This window comes from Pantoea sp. Cy-640 (assembly GCF_011752635.1).
GTDB classification, from domain to species: domain Bacteria; phylum Pseudomonadota; class Gammaproteobacteria; order Enterobacterales; family Enterobacteriaceae; genus Pantoea; species Pantoea dispersa.
Genome location: NZ_VWXB01000002.1, coordinates 557,992 through 574,074, shown reverse-complemented (window position 1 = coordinate 574,074; position 16,083 = coordinate 557,992). Strand labels below are relative to the sequence as shown.

Annotated in this window: 15 protein-coding genes; 3 read left to right on the top strand and 12 right to left on the bottom strand. The window is 57.0% G+C overall.

Annotated elements, in window-relative coordinates:
* Positions 1–68 precede the first annotated feature (68 nt).
* Positions 69–707 (top strand): LysE family translocator, encoded by a 639-nt coding sequence (locus F3J36_RS08245; protein WP_058770305.1) that lies wholly within the window; start codon positions 69–71, stop codon positions 705–707.
* A gap of 114 nt (positions 708–821) precedes the next feature.
* On the opposite strand, the gene F3J36_RS08240 is transcribed toward F3J36_RS08245, so the two are convergent.
* The 4 genes from F3J36_RS08240 to F3J36_RS08225 all read right to left on the bottom strand — a co-directional run bounded on the left by F3J36_RS08240 (position 822) and on the right by F3J36_RS08225 (position 6,035).
* Complete coding sequence (locus tag F3J36_RS08240) at positions 822–1,622, bottom strand: inositol monophosphatase (RefSeq protein WP_021508951.1); 801 nt, start codon at positions 1,620–1,622, stop codon at positions 822–824.
* A gap of 14 nt (positions 1,623–1,636) precedes the next feature.
* A complete protein-coding gene (locus tag F3J36_RS08235) occupies positions 1,637–2,698 on the bottom strand; it encodes an ABC transporter ATP-binding protein (protein WP_021508950.1) in 1,062 nt (353 codons plus the stop codon).
* Complete coding sequence (locus F3J36_RS08230; protein WP_058781082.1) at positions 2,695–4,917, bottom strand: iron ABC transporter permease; 2,223 nt, start codon at positions 4,915–4,917, stop codon at positions 2,695–2,697. The genes F3J36_RS08235 and F3J36_RS08230 overlap by 4 nt, the downstream gene beginning before the upstream one ends.
* An 89-nt stretch (positions 4,918–5,006) precedes the next feature.
* Complete coding sequence (locus F3J36_RS08225; protein WP_058759035.1) at positions 5,007–6,035, bottom strand: ABC transporter substrate-binding protein; 1,029 nt, start codon at positions 6,033–6,035, stop codon at positions 5,007–5,009.
* A gap of 216 nt (positions 6,036–6,251) precedes the next feature.
* Here F3J36_RS08225 and F3J36_RS08220 point away from each other — a divergent pair, with 216 nt between their 5' ends.
* On the top strand, positions 6,252–7,286 hold the full coding sequence (locus F3J36_RS08220; protein WP_166719420.1) for a LacI family DNA-binding transcriptional regulator: 1,035 nt from the start codon (positions 6,252–6,254) through the stop codon (positions 7,284–7,286).
* Between the two features lies 1 nt (position 7,287).
* On the opposite strand, the gene F3J36_RS08215 is transcribed toward F3J36_RS08220, so the two are convergent.
* A complete protein-coding gene (locus tag F3J36_RS08215; protein ID WP_166719419.1) occupies positions 7,288–8,190 on the bottom strand; it encodes a LysR family transcriptional regulator in 903 nt (300 codons plus the stop codon).
* Between the two features lie 131 nt (positions 8,191–8,321).
* Between F3J36_RS08215 and F3J36_RS08210 the strand changes: the two genes are divergently transcribed.
* On the top strand, positions 8,322–9,014 hold the full coding sequence (locus F3J36_RS08210) for an SDR family NAD(P)-dependent oxidoreductase (protein ID WP_088517377.1): 693 nt from the start codon (positions 8,322–8,324) through the stop codon (positions 9,012–9,014).
* A 5-nt stretch (positions 9,015–9,019) separates the two neighbouring features.
* On the opposite strand, the gene F3J36_RS08205 is transcribed toward F3J36_RS08210, so the two are convergent.
* From F3J36_RS08205 to F3J36_RS08175, 7 genes are all read right to left on the bottom strand, one after another.
* Entirely contained in the window at positions 9,020–9,370 is a 351-nt protein-coding gene (locus F3J36_RS08205; protein WP_256378233.1) for a LysR substrate-binding domain-containing protein, read from the bottom strand.
* Between the two features lie 248 nt (positions 9,371–9,618).
* Positions 9,619–10,533: a hypothetical protein gene (locus F3J36_RS08200; RefSeq protein WP_166719418.1), complete on the bottom strand. Its 915-nt coding sequence runs from the start codon at positions 10,531–10,533 to the stop codon at positions 9,619–9,621.
* On the bottom strand, positions 10,523–12,205 hold the full coding sequence (locus F3J36_RS08195; protein ID WP_166719417.1) for an AAA family ATPase: 1,683 nt from the start codon (positions 12,203–12,205) through the stop codon (positions 10,523–10,525). Before F3J36_RS08195 ends, F3J36_RS08200 begins: the two co-directional genes overlap by 11 nt.
* Before the next feature lie 211 nt (positions 12,206–12,416).
* Entirely contained in the window at positions 12,417–12,824 is a 408-nt protein-coding gene (locus F3J36_RS08190) for a DUF2000 family protein (RefSeq protein WP_058770312.1), read from the bottom strand.
* A gap of 35 nt (positions 12,825–12,859) precedes the next feature.
* Positions 12,860–13,717 (bottom strand): AraC family transcriptional regulator, encoded by an 858-nt coding sequence (locus tag F3J36_RS08185; protein ID WP_166719416.1) that lies wholly within the window; start codon positions 13,715–13,717, stop codon positions 12,860–12,862.
* A gap of 27 nt (positions 13,718–13,744) precedes the next feature.
* Positions 13,745–15,040, bottom strand: coding sequence for an SLC13 family permease (locus F3J36_RS08180; protein ID WP_166719415.1), 1,296 nt, complete (start codon positions 15,038–15,040; stop codon positions 13,745–13,747).
* 92 nt (positions 15,041–15,132) lie between these two features.
* Positions 15,133–16,032 (bottom strand): LysR substrate-binding domain-containing protein, encoded by a 900-nt coding sequence (locus tag F3J36_RS08175; protein ID WP_058759027.1) that lies wholly within the window; start codon positions 16,030–16,032, stop codon positions 15,133–15,135.
* Positions 16,033–16,083: the final 51 nt, after the last annotated feature.

Genomic DNA, 16,083 nt, shown 5'->3' with positions numbered 1-16,083 from the left:
AGTGTAAAAAGCCCCGGCACGCATGCTTTAATCTTTCCTTTACCGAACTCAGGGATGGTCACGACGTTATGCTGCCGTTTTCTAATGGTTTTTTATTGAGTTTATCGCTGTGTCTGGATATCGGACTCGCCAACATCGCCATGCTGACGCTGGCGATGCAGCGCGGTTATCTGCACGGTTTCTGGCTGGGCATGGGCACCTGCGTGGGTGATTTAATTTACGCCTTGCTGGCGATGGCTGGCATGGCGGTGGTACTGCAGTTTACGCCGGTGCGCTGGTTGCTATGGATTGGCGGCGGCATTTTGCTGTTGTGGTTTGCCGCTAAAATGCTTTACGCCGCGCTGGCCAAAAAAATCGACATTCCCACGGCTGAAACCCAGCCTTATCGTTCACTACTGCGCGAATTTCGGCGCGGCATCGTGCTGGCGATGTCGTCACCGACGGCGATTCTGTGGTTCGCCAGCGTGGGCGGCGCGCTGATAGCCCGCATCGGCCACAGCGATGCCGGTGCAACTTCGTGGTTTCTCAGCGGGTTTTTCCTCGCCGGGGTGGTGTGGACCTGTGTTATCTGCCTGATCGGCAGCATGGGCGGAAAGCTGTTAGGCGAGCGCCTGCTGAAGTATTCGTATCTCGCCTCAGCGCTGATTTTTTGTTATTTCGCGGTGTATGTGATTTGGTCGGGATACCGCGAGTTCGTGGCGGTTTAAATCACCACTTTATCGTTTGAAATCATGCCATTATCCAGTTACGACAGCGCAAGCGTAGTAAGGTCGCCATGGATGGCGACCTGGAAAACGCCGCGCGGCCGTGAAATGCACCACTTAAACGCCGGCAATCCGCCTCAGCTCCGCCTGTGCACCCGGCGCCACCGCCAGCACCTGGGCGCCTTTCAACAGCCGGTCGCCCTCTGTATTAAACGGGTGATACCAGCCGCCGGCCTCTTTCACCAGACAGTAACCGGCCAGGCAATCCCACGCGTGCATGTAGGGTTCGAAATAGCCCACCACGCGTCCGGCTGCCACCCACGCCAGCATCAGCGCACCAGATCCGATACGGATAAAGTTGCCCCCCGCTGCCAGCAGTGACGCCAGCAGGCGGCCCACCTCTTCCGGGCTGACATAGCTATTAGCGCCAAAGCCGGTCACGTGATTTTGCAGCGTACGTGACGGATCCACCTGCAAACGGCGGCCATTCAGCGTTGCGCCCTGGCCGAGCGCGGCGACGTAGCACTCCTGATAGGTCGGCGCAAAGATCACGCCAATCACCGGTACGCCGTCATGCAGCACCGCAACGGAAACACACCAGTTTGGCATACCGTTGAGGAACGGGCTGGTGCCGTCAATCGGATCGACCACCCAGGTGTAGCCTGACGTGCCCGGCTGCAGGCCGTACTCCTCGCCAAGAAAACCGTCGTCCGGGAAGCTGGCGCGAATCTGCTGGTCGATCATCTGTTCCACCTCGCGGTCAGCGCGTGATACCACATCCTGCAGGTCGTGCTTGGTTTCGACCACCAGCGTGTCACGCTGATTGAAGTAGGCCAGCGCCTTCTCCCCGCCCGCCCGCGCGACGCGTTCGGCCAGCAGCAGACGCGATTGCAGCGCGTCATTTTTCGTATCACTCATGCGTTATCCTTAAATTAACCGGCAATCAGGGCCAGACCCTGAGGTTTAAAATCAATCGCCACCCGTGCGGCCAGCGGCAGCTGCTGCTCCATCTGCGCATCGACGATAAACAGCGAGCCCAGTTCCGTGTTGACCTCGTATTCGATGTGATCGCCCAGCCAGGTGGCATGCGTCACCTCGCCGCGCAGTGCGCCTTCAGCACCGCTGTGCAGGGTAATGAACTGTGGTCTGACCGACAGCTGCGCGGATCCGGTCGCAACGCCGTTACCGCGCACGCGATAGCGCTGCCTGCCGAGTCGCACCAGCGCTTCGCTGCCTTCTACCTGTTCGACTTCGCACGGCAGAATATTGGCTTCGCCCATAAAGTCAGCGATGAACACCGAATTGGGCGCGTGATACAGGCTTTCCGGCGCGCCCTGCTGAGCAATATCGCCCTCTTTCATGACAATAATTTTATCCGACACCGCCAGCGCCTCTTCCTGGTCGTGCGTGACATACACCGCCGTGAAGCCCAGCCGCTGCTGCAAATCACGAATATCCGTGCGCACCCGGCGGCGCAGGCGCTCGTCGAGATTGGAGAGCGGCTCATCCAGCAGCAGCACCTGCGGCTCCAGCACCAGCGCGCGCGCCACCGCAATGCGCTGCTGCTGCCCGCCGGAAAGTTCGGACGGCAGCCGCTGCCCCTGACTCTCCAGCCCGACCAGTTTCAGCCCTTCGCGCGCACGATCCTGCGCTTCCTTTTTGCTCATGCCGGACGATTGCAGGCCGTACATGATGTTGTCGAGCGCACTCATATGCGGAAACAGCGCGTAGGATTGAAACACCATCGCCACGTCGCGCTCGTTGGCTGGCAGATGCGTTACGTCTTTGCCACCAATTAAAATACGCCCCGAAGTCGGATGTTCCAGGCCGGCCAGCAGGCGCAGCGTGGTGGTTTTACCGCAGCCGGAAGGCCCCAGTAGCGTCACCAGCGTACCTGGCTCCACCGTCAGCGATAAATCCGGCAGCGCGGTAAAACCGGCAAAGCGTTTTTCGACGTGTTCAAACACCACGGAACCAGCAGTAATCGCGGTCATACGGCACTCTCCTGAGTTAACGAAGGGGAAGCAGGTGGCGCGGCGACGTCCACCGGGCGCGCCACGCGGCGCAGGCGCCGTTCGCCCACCAGCCACTGGAACACGCCAATGATCAGCAGCATCACCACAATCAGCACCGTGGAGTAAGCGATGGCGACGCCGTATTCGCCATTCTCTACCAGCCCGACGATGTAGGACGTCGCCATGTTGTACTGGGCGCTGACAAGGAAGATCACCGCGCTGATCGAGGTAATGGCGCGGACAAAGGCGTACACCAGCGCCGCGCTGATCGCCGGTTTCAGCAGTGGCAGCACCACTTTGCGCAGCGTGCGGAAACTGCTGGCGCCCAGCGTCAGTGACGCTTCATCAAGGCTCTTATCCAGCTGGCTCATCGCCGCGATACCCCCGCGCACGCCGACTGGCATATTGCGGAACACAAAGCAGGCAATCAGGATCATCGCCGTGCCGGTAATCTCCAGCGGCGGCAGGTTATAGGCCATCACATAACTGACGCCGATCACCGTGCCGGGAATGGCAAAGCTCAGCATCAGCAGAAACTCAAACGTCTGACGACCGGCAAATTTCTGCCGCACGATGAGCCAGGCGGTCAGCAGGCCCACCACGGCGGTGAGCGGTGCGGCAATCAGGGCTATTTCCAGCGTGGTCCAGAACGAGTTCCACGCCACGCCACTCCACAGCAGATGACCGTCACTGACGCTGACGCGGAAAGCGCGCACATAGTGCTCGATGGTCAGCGCATCGTTCAGGCCCCACGACTGCACAAAGCCGCCCACCACAATCATGCCGTAGATCACCAGGGTAAACAGACCCCACGGAATCACCATGCCGTACACGCCGTAGCGCAGCAGACGCGGCAGCTGACCATGTTTGCCGCCGTCGCCCTTGCCGGTCACCGTGGCGAAGTTTTTGCCACCCAGCCACAGCCGCTGCAGCACAAAGGCGGCCAGCGTGAAGCACAGCAAAATCATCGCCAGCACCGCGGCGCGACTCGGATCGTTTTGCGCACCTACCACCGAGAAGAAAATTTCGGTAGAGAGCACGCCGTGGCTGCCGCCCAGCACCATCGGATTACCAAAATCAGCCATGCTTTCGATGAAGCTGATCAAAAAGGCATTGGCCAGACCCGGCGCCATCAGCGGCAGCGAAACGCGGCTGAAGGTGCGCCAGCGGTTAGCGCGCAGCGTTTGCGACGCCTCTTCCAGCGACGGACTGACGCCCTCCACCACGCCAATCAGCACCAGAAAGGCAATCGGCGTGAACGACAGCACCTGGGCAATCCAGATACCGGTCAGGCCATACAGCCAGCGGCCGGGCTCGATGCCAAATAGCGCCGCCAGATGCTCCGTCACCACGCCCGAGCGACCGAACAGCAAAATCAGCGCCAGACCAATTACGAACGGTGGCGTGATGATCGGCAGAATGGTCAGCATACGCAGTGCTTTCTTGCAGGGCAGCGGCGTGCGCGTTGCCGCCAGGGCAAAGGCCAGACCCAGCAGCGTCGAACCGCTGGCGGTCATCAGCGCCAGCCACAGCGTGCGCCACGCGGTGCCGCAGGTGCCGCCTTTCAGACAGGCAAGGCTCCAGATTGACGGGTCCTGCAGATTGCTGATCAAACCGTCCGGTTTGAAACTGCCGTCAACGTCCTGCACCGACACCACAAACATGCTAAGCACCGGATAAAGTACGAAGATGCTGACCAGCGCAGTCAGCAGCACCAGCGACGCCACCACAAAGGCATCGCCTTTCAGCACGCCGCGTTCGGCCAGCGCAAACGAGAACAGCAGCAAAAACACGGTCAGCAGCAGGAGCGCGCCAGCGCCCATCGCTGGCTGTCCCTGCGGCAGCGCGCCGAAGCGGTTTTCCAGCCACAGCCAGCTCCAGCCGCTGTAACCAATCGCGTGCCCTTCCACAATCAGGAAGATCACGCCCAGCGCGCTGAACAGCAGCAGCAACCGGCTGCGTGCGCTGCCGGGCAGTAAACCACAGGCGGCGCACAGCGCCAGCAGCGCCACGGCGAGCGCCAGCCATGGATGGCTGCCGATCTGCCACAATGCCGGCGCGCTGGCTTCATCACGCCACAGGTTAAGCAGCCAGCCGCTATCGAAAAAGCCTGCTTCCAGGCTGTACCACGGCAGCAGCAACAGCGCGACGGCGCCCAGCAGCAGCGCGCCTGTCAGACGGCGATTATTTGCGTTCATGTGTTACCTCAATGCGGGATCATCGCGCCATCCTTAGCGCTGTCGGAACCGGCAAGCCGCCGTCAGCGGCAGCGTCCGGCGATGCGGCATTACTGCGCGCTGGCGCCGATCTCTTTATCCCAGCGGCTCAGCAGCGCTTTACGTTTGGCGGAATCGCCGTAGGTTTTGAAGTCATAATCGATCAGTTTGATGTTCTCGAAGCGCGGCGCGTATTCGGAGATCTCTGCACTGCGGTTTGACGGCAGCTGGAAGGATTTGGCCTCTTTCATGTGCGACTGCGCTTCGGCGCTAAGCGCCCAGTCGTACCACACTTTGGCATTGGCCAGATTGCGTGCCCCTTTGACGATCGACATTGAGCCAATCTCATAGCCAGTACCTTCACAGGGCGCGACGGTTTTGATCGGGAAGCCGTCGACTTCCATCGCCACCGCGTCGTGCATAAATACGATGCCAACGGTGGTTTCGCCGCGCGCCGCCGCCTTCACCGGTGCCGAGCCGGATTTGGTGTACTGGGAAATGTTGGCGTTGAGCTTTTTCAGGTAATCGAACGCTTTGTCCTCGCCCATGATCTGCACCAGCGTCGCCAGGGTGTTATAGGCGGTGCCGGACGAGTTCGGATTGGCAATCTGAATTTCGCCTTTGAAGGCCGGATCGAGCAAATCAGCCCAGCAGGCTGGCGCTTTGAGCTTTTTATCCGCCAGCAGTTTGGTGTTGTAGCCCCAGCCGAGCGCACCGGCATAAATCCCGACCGTGCGGTAACCTGAGTTTTCCGCCTGCTTCTGCGCCCAGTCCTGCTGCTGGTCGAGCAGCGGCGATTTATACGGCTGCGTCAGCCCCTCTTCCGCCGCCTGCATATGCGGATCGCCGGTGCCGGCCCACCAGATGTCGGTGCGCGGGTTACGCGCTTCGCTGCGCAGGCGGGCATAGGCTTCACCCGCCGACAGGCGCACCATGCTGACTTTAATATCCGGATGTGCCTGGCTGAAAATGCGCGTCATGTGTTCGCACACCACCACGTCCGCCGAGCAGACCATATTGAGATTGCCAGCGGCCGTCGCAGCAAACGGCAGCGCGGTGCAACTGAGGGACAGCGCAATGGCCAGTGAGGTGTAGCGCATGATGTTCTCCTTGGTTGGCAGGGTTCCGTGCTTAACAGAGGTTTTATTTGCACGTGTGTGCAAATTAGTAATGAACAGAAAATAGCCTGTCAAATAGCGCAATCTGCAATTGACAGGCTGTGTCACAAAAATGCAACAAATGTGATCGCAGACAAATTGCACAGCTTTGCAATTTACGGCAGACTGCTTTTCAGCCGTAATTGTGAGGAGTTGAAGATGCAGAATGACAAAGCCGGGGTGAGCGCACAGGATGTGGCCGATCGCGCGGGCGTGTCGCGTTCGGCGGTGTCACGCGCCTTTACGCCCGGTGCCAGCGTTTCTGCAGCCACGCGTGCCCGGGTGATGAAAGCGGCGCAGGAGCTGGGCTATCACGTTAACCACCTGGCGCGCGGGCTGGTGCGCAACCGCAGCGGCATCGTCTGCCTGATCGTCTCTGAAATCGCCACGCCTTACCGCGCCACGCTGGTGCGCTGGCTGACCCAGTTTTTACAGGAAGCGGGCAAAGTGGCGATGCTGATTAATACCGATCGTTCCGACAACAGCGTCTCCGCCGCGCTGCTGCAGGCGATCAATTTTCGCGCCGATGCCTCCATCATCCTCTCCGGCATGCCGGATCGCACCATCACCCGCCAGTGCTATCAGCACGGTCAGCGCATCATCCTGATCAACCGCGACGAAGCGCTGCCGGGCTCGCTCAGTATCAACCTCGACGCGCAGGCGGCGGCCGAAACGGCGGTGATGGCGTTTCAGCGCGCCGGCTGTCGTCAGCTGGCGTTCGCCAATTCGCTGGCCGGTACGCCGAGCCTGATCAAACGCGAAACGGCGTTTATCGCTGTGGCGGAGCGCGCCGGACTGACGGTCAGCGTGGAGCGTTTCGGCACCACCTCGTATGAGAGCGGTCAGATTCTGGCGCATCGCCTGCTGACGCGTCATCAGCGCCCGGACGCGGTGTTCTGCGTCACCGATCTGATGGCCTGCGGTTTCATGGATGAAGCGCGCCACCGTTTCCAGCTGCGCGTGCCGGAGGATTTGTGCCTGATCGGCTACGACAACATCGCGCAGGCTGGCTGGTCCTCTTACAATCTCACCACCTTCGCCCAGCCGGTGGAGCGCTTTGCCCGCGACGCCATCGCGTGGCTGACACAGACGGAACAGGCGGAGAGTGGTTTTACGCCGCAGAGTGAGCAGCAGCACGACACGCTACTGTATCAGGCTGATGTGGTATGGCGCGGATCGGTGCGCGGCGGCTGATCTAAGCGCGGCATACCTGCCGCACCGTGTCACGCAACCAGCGGTGTGCGGCATCCTGCTCCAGCCGCGGATGCCATAGCTGTGACACCGTCACCTCTGGCGTGGCGAACGGTAATTCAAACATCGCAAACGCCGGATTATCTTTGATTAGCGGATGGTGCAGGCACAACGTATGCGGCACCAGCGCCAGCCAGTCGCTGTGCAGCGTAAGCGCGACGGCAGTGGAAAAAGCGGGTACCACGGCCGCTACCTGACGGGTAAAACCGGCGGCGAGCAGCGCCTCATGCACCGGCCCGCCCAGCTCACCGCGCCTTGACGCCACGATGTGACCATATGCGGCCAGCTGTGCCAACGTCACGTCCGCGAGTAACGGATGCCCGGCGCGCACCACGCCGACGAAGCGATCGCGAAACAGCGCCTGCAGCCGAATCTCCGGTCCCATATTGCCCAGAACACCAATCTCCAGATCGACGTCGCCGCTGCGCAGCGGTCGATCATTTTTCTCTGCTTTCGGCATGAAGCGCAGCTGCACGCCAGGCGCCTGTGCGCGGACTGCGGCGATCAGCGCGCTGCCAAACGCTTCGACAAAACCTTCGTTGGTACGCAGCGTGAAGTGGCGCTGCAGCTCGGCGGCAGCAAAGCGTTGCGCGGGTGGACTCAGCAGCGCCTGCGTATCCCGCAAAGTGGCATGCACCTGGTTGCGCAGCGCTTCGGCGTGTGGCGTCAGCACCATCACGCGCCCGGCGCGCACCAGTAGCGCATCGCCGGTGGCAGCACGCAGTCGCCCCAGCGTGCGGCTCATCGCTGACTCGCTCAGCCCCAGGCGACGCGCAGCGCCCACTACGCTGCCTTCACTGAGCAGCGCGTCCAGCGCAGGGAGTAAATTCAAATCGACGCTATTCATCGCATCATCCTTATTGATTGAGCGCCATCTGGCAAGGCGTTTGCTGCAGGTTATGTATGCAGATGCTGCGCGTTCCGCCTGTTGTCATGCAAGGGTAGACTTTTCACTCACCCCAAAACCAGGAGAGGGTCATGAACAAGGCTTCCCGTGCTTTATTGATTGGTGCTTCGCGCGGCCTCGGCTTCGCGCTGGCGGAGAATATGCTGCAGCGTGGCTATCAGGTGGTGGCGACCGGCCGCCAGCACTCCCTTCACGCGCTGCAACAGCTGGCGCAGCGCTACCCGCAGCAGCTGACGGTGGAGAGCGTGGACATCACCGTGCCAGCAGAGGTCAACGCCCTGCATCTGCGGCTAAGCGGCCAGCAGTTCGATCTGCTGCTGGTCAACGCGGGCGTGAAAAATGACGATCGCGAAACCCTTGCCGATGTGTCGACGGAAGAGTTTATTCGCGTAATGGTCACCAACGCGCTGAGCCCGCTGCGTGTGCTGGAAACCTTCAGAAACAACGTCAGCGCGCGCGGCACGCTGGCGGTGATGTCCTCCGGCCAGGGCAGTCTCACCAACAACACCCATGGCAACTACGAGGTGTATCGCGGCAGTAAAGCGGCGCTGAATATGTTTATGCGCAGCTTCGCCGCGCGTCACGACGATGCGCGCACGCTACTGCTGCTGGCCCCAGGCTGGGTGCGCACCGACATGGGTGGCGCCGGGGCGCGACTGAGCATTGAGGAGAGCATCCCGAATCTGCTCAACACGGTGGAAAGCCAGACCGGACGCGGCGGCCTGCACTATCTCGATTACCTCGGCCGCGTAGTGCCGTGGTAAGCGTTTCACGCCAGCTTGCGTTCGATCAGCTGACGCAGCGTGGCGCGCAGCCAGCGGTGCGCCGGGTCTTCGGCCCGGGCGTTATGCCACAGCAGCGAAAGCGCATAATCCGGCATGCCGATCGGCACCGCCGCCGTACTCAGCGCATAGCGCTGTTGCCATGCCTGCACCAGTCCCTGCGGAACGGTCGCGAACAGCGGCAGACGCTGCAACATTAGCGGTAACACCGAGAAGTGCGGCGTGACATAGCGCACGCGGCGCGTCAGTCCCTCGCGGGCTAACGCGGCGTCCAGCGCACTTTCACTCACGCCGCGATAGGAGACCAGCGCATGCTGATACTGCACGAACTGCGCCAGCGTCAGCGGTGGCGCAAGGTCAATTTGTCCGCGATGCCATACCGTGACTCACGCAGACCGAACAGGCGGTGAGTGGTTTTACGCCGCAGAGTGATAAGCACGACGCACTGCTGTATCAGGCCGATATGGTGTGGCGCGGATCGGCACGCGGTGGGTGAATCTGAAGGTATGTAACACCGCAAACACATCGACCCGAAAAGTAAATCCCGGATATCAGACACGTGGATCTGGGATTTACGCCGGGTCTTTCATTGATCGTTTAAAAGTAACAGGCTATCAAGATACGCCAGAAGCGGTTTATTATTAAGAACCGATTGATAATAAATTGCCATCCATGAATTAACGCCTTTCTTTTTTTGCATACTTAAAAAAAGGCCGACTGTAGTTTTTGCGTCATTAGCTGTCTCTTTATCACGAAAAAGTTCAAGTAAATCACTATGCATTTCAATACAGTAGCTTTCAATTCTGGGAACAAGATTAATTCCATCGACATGGTTACTGATCACCTTGTGCATCGCAGAACAACAATTTATCTTCAATTCAAAATTACTGGGAGCATCGAAAGGTGGAGCAATATCGATATAAAAACTAAAACCATCATAACAGTCGTAATAGGGGTGCAGAAATCTTTTTTCGCCGTTGACAGGTACATAGTCAGAAGATTTTAGTGTCTGACATTTAGAACACATAGGGGTAAGATTCTCAAGAACGACCGACAGTTCTGGAAAGTATTCTTTTGGAAGATAGTGGTCCAGCGTTGCCGGTACACCCTCTTCACCACAGCATGGGCACGTACGTAATTTGTGCTTATGCCTCATTACATTTAATATAGTATATAATTCGGAGTCTTTTTTTGGTTCAAAAAAATTAATAAAGCTAGTTTTCCTTTTTAGTGCAACACGTTCTACCAGTGTCATGCGCTTGCTCTTCGCAGTTGCTTTTGTTTTTGTCTCCTGCTTTAGCTCCTCTTTCGATATGTATACTTTAAAATCGAAGGGGGTTAACTTTAAAGGGCTCCCACCACAAACATGATAATTTTTAGCAACAAGCAACCAGTCTTTTAATATTCTGGTAAAGAACGCATTGTTGTTTCTTCTTAAGCTAACAATATCATTGATAATAGTTGCCGTATCACCTTTTGGCAGCTCTAATTTAGTGACCATTTCTTTTCTCAAGCTGATATAACGACATGATGAGGTTTTCGTTAATTTCATCCCCTAGCTTTTCAATGAGCTCTTTAGCATCCGGATGCTTATCGATCAATTCCTCCAGCCACGCCTGAAAAGGCTTGCTAATTGACCTATCCCCAAAAACGTAGGCAGAAATCTTTTGTACACTTCCACCAAAAGTTTCGAATGGCGGATTAACCACATCTAAAAAACCTTGCTCATTGCGGAATATATGAACGCATCTGCCGGGAACCTCACGTGAAATTGAGATAGAATGGGTTGCCAGAATTGCTTTAGAATTGAATGGAATTAAAACCTTCTTCAATAGACTGATCAAACCTATTTCTAGCGTTGGATGCAAGTAAAGCTCTGGTTCATCAATAACAACCATACTGTTAGTTCTAATTTCACCAATAATATTTGTTATTATATAACCAAACATTTTCTGGCCTGAACTTAACAGACAAACGTTGCCATTCTTGAAATAAGTCACGCCGGTTTCAACATTTACAAATTTAGTTAGCAATTCATGATCATAAATATCACCCGATTTTTCGTGAATATTCAAATAAACCTTATCTTCAAATTTAATCAGGTGTTCAGAATCTGATAAACTGGCATCCTCAGAGTTTACTTCTACCGCAAGACAATCAAAATCAATCGCCTCTTTAAGCGTATCAAGTAACAGGCTTACCTTTTTCAACTTCCCGGACTCTTTGTAAAAGAAATCATGACCCACTGCCTTGATCAATGATTGTGTCGCTTCTTTAGCTGGCAAATACTTATCAACTACCTCTATTTTATTTTGGTCCAGACGCCTTAAACCAAAATATTTATATACTCTTGTTTCCTGAATATGAGTTTCTGTCAAATCCAGCTTAAAATCCTCGAAAGGACTAAATGAGATAAGAATCAAATTACTGAAGTTAGGATGTATATTGAATGGGACGTGACCAATCTGACGTAGGGTGTCTGGTTCTCCGCTGGCGGTTTTTAACCAATATTCCACTAACGACTTGATTGCATAAGACTTCCCGACTCCATTTGCACCAATCATCACATTTATGTCATAAGGTAATAATTCAGAGTTGAATTTAAAAGAGATGGTTGCTCCTTTACCATCATGAGTGCGCAGGCTTAAGTCAAAATCATCAATGTTAGTGATTTCATCTCTGAAATAGGACCATCCATCACGATATGATTTAACTGCACCACTTTCTCGCAAAAGTGAATATTTGAAAATACTTTTATTTTCGAGATGACCTGCAGATATGCGCCCGAGATTGACCCGTATTCCAGCATCATGAAGACAATCAAAAAGCTGGTAAGCCTCACGATGACCTAATGTTGAAATCATAATTTCATAGATACTGATATCAGAAGGCACCGAATAATATTCATCCACCGGGATAGGAAACACCCCATCCCAGCCATGTTCACATAGCTTATACAGATATTCAGACGTGTTAGATTCATCACCAATGATAATTTTTATATGGAAATCAAAATCCAGCTTTTCACCCTGAATAAATACAACGGCATTTAATGTAGTTTTAAAACTATAGTCATCCCATTTATTGCCCAGCAACACCATGACATCGGTTTCATCATCGTTCAGCTTAACATCACTTTTCCAGTTGGCGTCAGGTTGATAGCGTATCTTCATCAATGATTTCCAAAGCGAGTTTTAATGATTAAAAACATTATTCACGGCAATTATTTCCGTCTATCCCCAGGTGAACTTAGGCCAACTTAAATTCTTCTTCCGATAAAATCAATACTGCAAACTTCATCAGAGCATTCAGCATGACTCTCCCTCTGAAAGTTGAGCGCTGGCACAAGTCCAGTCTCAACAATTCAAATTGATTTATGATGATTCAACCATGCAGCGCCAGCCCTTTGATGGCTTTATCCACCGCCTTTTTCGGGCCGCGCAGCGCGATGCCCACCAGGTTGAGATTATCGGCGTCTTCGGCCAGAAACACCGCGCGGTTGGCGGCATCGTGGCCGGTGGAAAACATCGCTTCGACGTAAGGAATTAGCGTTAACTCACGCTCTACGCCCTGGCGATGCGCCCGTTGCAGGCCGGCTAAATCGGCGGCAAACACCAGCATCGGCTGGCCGGCCATGTTGCCGTACTGACGACCGAGCGCGTCGACGTAGGGTTCACCCATCATCTCCGGCGCTGCCGCCGCAATGCCGGTTGCCAGAAAAGCCACCACATTCAGGCGCTGCCAGGTGGCTAAATCATCACGTACGATCAGGGCAATTTTGGTATCAAACATCTGTCAGAACTCTCCGGTGAGAATTAAAAATCCCATCATCGGTTAGCCGGCAGAGAGCGGTATAGAATGTTTGTGCACTGGCGCTGATAGGCGGCGGGCGTCATGCGATAAGCACGCTGGAACCAGCGGCCAAGATGGCTTTGGTCGGCAAAGCCCACCTGCGCTGCGACCTGCACTGGCTCAACGCCTTGTGCCAGCAGCGCGCGGGCGCTACGCAGCCGCAGCCGTACCAGATAAGCGTGCGGCGACTGGCCAAACGCCTGCTTAAACTGGCGCGTCAGGCGGAAACGATCGATGCCGGATAAGCGAGACAGATCATCCAGCCCGATATCCTGCGCCATAAAATCATGCAGATAGTCACGCAGCAGATGCATCTGCCGCTGAGCGTCACTGAGCTGCATGCCGGGTTTATTTTCCAGATGCCGGGACAGCAGCGTGAGCAGATGATCCAGGCTCTGATCGCGCGCCAGCCGCCCTTCCCGCTGATGCACCGCAAACCATGCCTGCTGAATCGCACTGGCCAGCTGCGCATCATCGGTGAGCGTGGAGCGAAACGCCCCCTGAATATTCGCCACATCGCCCAGCCCACGGCGCTGCATCATCTCCGCCACCCAGGGTTGCGGCAGATAAAGCATCACATAGGTAAAACCGGCGGCATCGGGCGCGTGACCATCGTGTACCGCGCCCGGCTCAATCAGAATAGCGCGGCCCGGCGTGCTGGTGTGCAGCGCGCGGTGGCAGTTAAAGCGCTGCAGCCCCTGCTGCGTCACGCCGACCAGCAATTCGTCGTGGTCGTGCGGATCGTAAGCGTGGCCGCAGAAGTGCGCGTTAACACTTTCGATGCCCGTCTCCTCATCACGACGGAAATCTACCCAATCGTTAGTAGCTGACATAGCGAATTCGTGACCTCTGACGGCGTATCAGGCATAGCCTAGCAGCCGGAACCACAGATAATCCAGCGGTAACAGCAGCAGCGCGCTCAGCACGAACACCAGCAGGCACAGCTGCAAACCGGCTCTGGCAGGCACATTCCCCAGCCCCATTGCCACCACGATGGGCGACGCCTGATATGGCAGCAGCGGGGTGGCGTAGGCAAAAACCTGCAGCATCACCACGCTCAGTAGCGGAAAGCCCGAAGCGGCAGCCAGCTCCTGCGCCATCGGCGTGACCATCGCCGGCACGCCGTTGGCGGTGAGCACAAAATTCAGCAGCGTCACCAGCGCATTGAGCACAGCAAAATTACTGAATGACGGCGAGTCATGCAGCGGCAGCAGGTGAAGCAGTGCATTGGCGATGAGCCGCCCCAGCCCAGAGTCCACCACCACCGTGGCGACGCCGAGAATGCCGGCGATATAGATGCAGGTGCGGAAATTGACGCCGCTGGCAAAATCGTCGCCCGAAAGAAAGCCCACGCGCGGTAACAAACACAGACACGCCGCGGCCAGCCCGACCCACGCAGCGGATAAGCCGTGCAGGCTGTCGGTCATCCACAGCAGTAACGTGACGGCCAGTAGGGCAATCAGCCGCCATTCGCGCCCGCTTAGCGCCGGCAATGCTTCCCGCGTCGCCACCGGCTGCGGCTGAGCGCGGAACAGCAGCGTAATGCAGGCAACCAGCAGAATACCTTTGCCCAGCCCCACCACCGGCATGTGCAGCAGCCACCACGGCAGCCATTGCAAATGCAGCTGGTACGCGCTTTCCGCCGCGCCGCTCAGCACCAGGTTTGGTACGTTGGCGGGCAGAATACTGGCAGAGAGTTGAAAGGTGCCGAAGCCCACCGCCAGCGCCAGCCCAATGCTGCCGCGACTGCCCGGCCGGATACCGGCCCGCTCGCCCAGCGCCAGCACCACCGGCGTCAGCAGCGCGATGCGTCCCATGTTCGACGGCATCACCAGCGCCAGCAGATAACTCAGCAGCACCGTGCCCGCCACCATCCGCGGCCAGCTCTGGCTGAACGGCACCACCAGCCAGTTGGCCCAGCGTTGGGCAAGGCCCACTTTGCGGATCGCCGCGCCCAGCACAAAACCGCTCAGCACCAGCCAGAACGCTGAGGAGGCAAAACCGCTGAACACGCTGCTGGCTGGCGCTATGGACAGCAGCATCGCCGCCGCAAAAAACAGCAGCGCGGTAAGGTATTCCGGCAACCGCGCCAGCGCCCACAGCAAAATTGTGATGCTGACCACCAGCGTGGTCAGCCAGAATGAGGTATCAATCATCGTGCCTGAACTCCCTTTCTTCGCAACTGCGCACAAAGCGCATCAGCATAGGGCAATCCCTGTCGCAGAACGCTGCGGCAGTTAACAGTTTGTTAACTCGCCAGCTGCGTCAGCCACTGAATCAGCGCCTCGCTGCCGGGCTGACTGCGGGAGCGCTGTGGCCAGGCGAGGAAATAGGGTTTGCTCAGCGGCAGGCTGAGCGGATCCACCACCTGAAGTGCACCGCGCGCCAGTTCGCCGGCAATCAGGCGACGCTGCCCCAGCAGCACACCGGCCCCGGCTACCGCCGCGTCTATGGCCAGGGAGGTGAGATTAAAACTGAATGCCGGCTGGGCCGCCGGCTCCATGCTACCTTTGGCCTGAAACCAGCTGCGCCAGTCGGGCAGAAAGCGGCCTTCATTGCCCCAGTCCAGATGGATCAACGGCGCCTGGCTGAGCAACGATTCGCCCGGGTAACGCTGTATCAGCGCCGGACTGGCGACCGGCAGCACCTCGTCACAGAACAGCCGTTGTTTGTCGAGTTGCGGGTAGCGATCCTCACCAAAGCAGATGACAAAATCTGCCGGTGTGGCGCTGAAATCCACCGGCGCATGAGTGCCGTGCAGGCTAAGATCGCAGTCCGGGCAGTGAGCCCGCCAGGCGGTGATATTCGGCAGCAGCCATTTCGACGCCAGCGCCGGCAGTGAATAGAGCGTCAGCTTTGGCATGCTGGCCGCATGGCGCAAATTTTGCTGCCCCAGATGCAGAATGTCGAAAGCTTCACTGACGTAGCGCAGATACTCTTTGCCGGTTTCCGTCAGCATCACGCCGCTCTGGGTACGCACAAACAGTGCGCTGCCCAGCTGCGCTTCCAGCTGACGAATTTGCTGGCTGACGGCAGCCGGCGTCAGCGCCAGCTGTGCGGCGGCTTTCGCCAGGCTACCAAGTTCCGCCGCCACTTTGAACGACTGAATCACGCTGATTTTTGGCAAACGCGACGCGGGTGCAGGCATTAAGGTTTCCTTAGCAAGGCGTTAAATATTTATCGTTAGGCATCAACATAT

Excerpts from the sequence above, each read along its gene's own strand:
- F3J36_RS08180 (WP_166719415.1), bottom strand. The coding sequence starts at position 15,040 with ATGATTGATACCTCATTCTGGCTGACCACGCTGGTGGTCAGCATCACA.
- F3J36_RS08215 (WP_166719419.1), bottom strand. The coding sequence starts at position 8,190 with ATGAATAGCGTCGATTTGAATTTACTCCCTGCGCTGGACGCGCTGCTC.
- F3J36_RS08235 (WP_021508950.1), bottom strand. The coding sequence starts at position 2,698 with ATGACCGCGATTACTGCTGGTTCCGTGGTGTTTGAACACGTCGAAAAA.
- F3J36_RS08230 (WP_058781082.1), bottom strand. The coding sequence starts at position 4,917 with ATGAACGCAAATAATCGCCGTCTGACAGGCGCGCTGCTGCTGGGCGCC.
- F3J36_RS08240 (WP_021508951.1), bottom strand. The coding sequence starts at position 1,622 with ATGAGTGATACGAAAAATGACGCGCTGCAATCGCGTCTGCTGCTGGCC.
- F3J36_RS08200 (WP_166719418.1), bottom strand. The coding sequence starts at position 10,533 with ATGGTCACTAAATTAGAGCTGCCAAAAGGTGATACGGCAACTATTATC.
- F3J36_RS08190 (WP_058770312.1), bottom strand. The coding sequence starts at position 12,824 with ATGTTTGATACCAAAATTGCCCTGATCGTACGTGATGATTTAGCCACC.
- F3J36_RS08210 (WP_088517377.1), top strand. The coding sequence starts at position 8,322 with ATGAACAAGGCTTCCCGTGCTTTATTGATTGGTGCTTCGCGCGGCCTC.
- F3J36_RS08185 (WP_166719416.1), bottom strand. The coding sequence starts at position 13,717 with ATGTCAGCTACTAACGATTGGGTAGATTTCCGTCGTGATGAGGAGACG.
- F3J36_RS08220 (WP_166719420.1), top strand. The coding sequence starts at position 6,252 with ATGCAGAATGACAAAGCCGGGGTGAGCGCACAGGATGTGGCCGATCGC.
- F3J36_RS08245 (WP_058770305.1), top strand. The coding sequence starts at position 69 with ATGCTGCCGTTTTCTAATGGTTTTTTATTGAGTTTATCGCTGTGTCTG.
- F3J36_RS08175 (WP_058759027.1), bottom strand. The coding sequence starts at position 16,032 with ATGCCTGCACCCGCGTCGCGTTTGCCAAAAATCAGCGTGATTCAGTCG.
- F3J36_RS08195 (WP_166719417.1), bottom strand. The coding sequence starts at position 12,205 with ATGAAGATACGCTATCAACCTGACGCCAACTGGAAAAGTGATGTTAAG.
- F3J36_RS08225 (WP_058759035.1), bottom strand. The coding sequence starts at position 6,035 with ATGCGCTACACCTCACTGGCCATTGCGCTGTCCCTCAGTTGCACCGCG.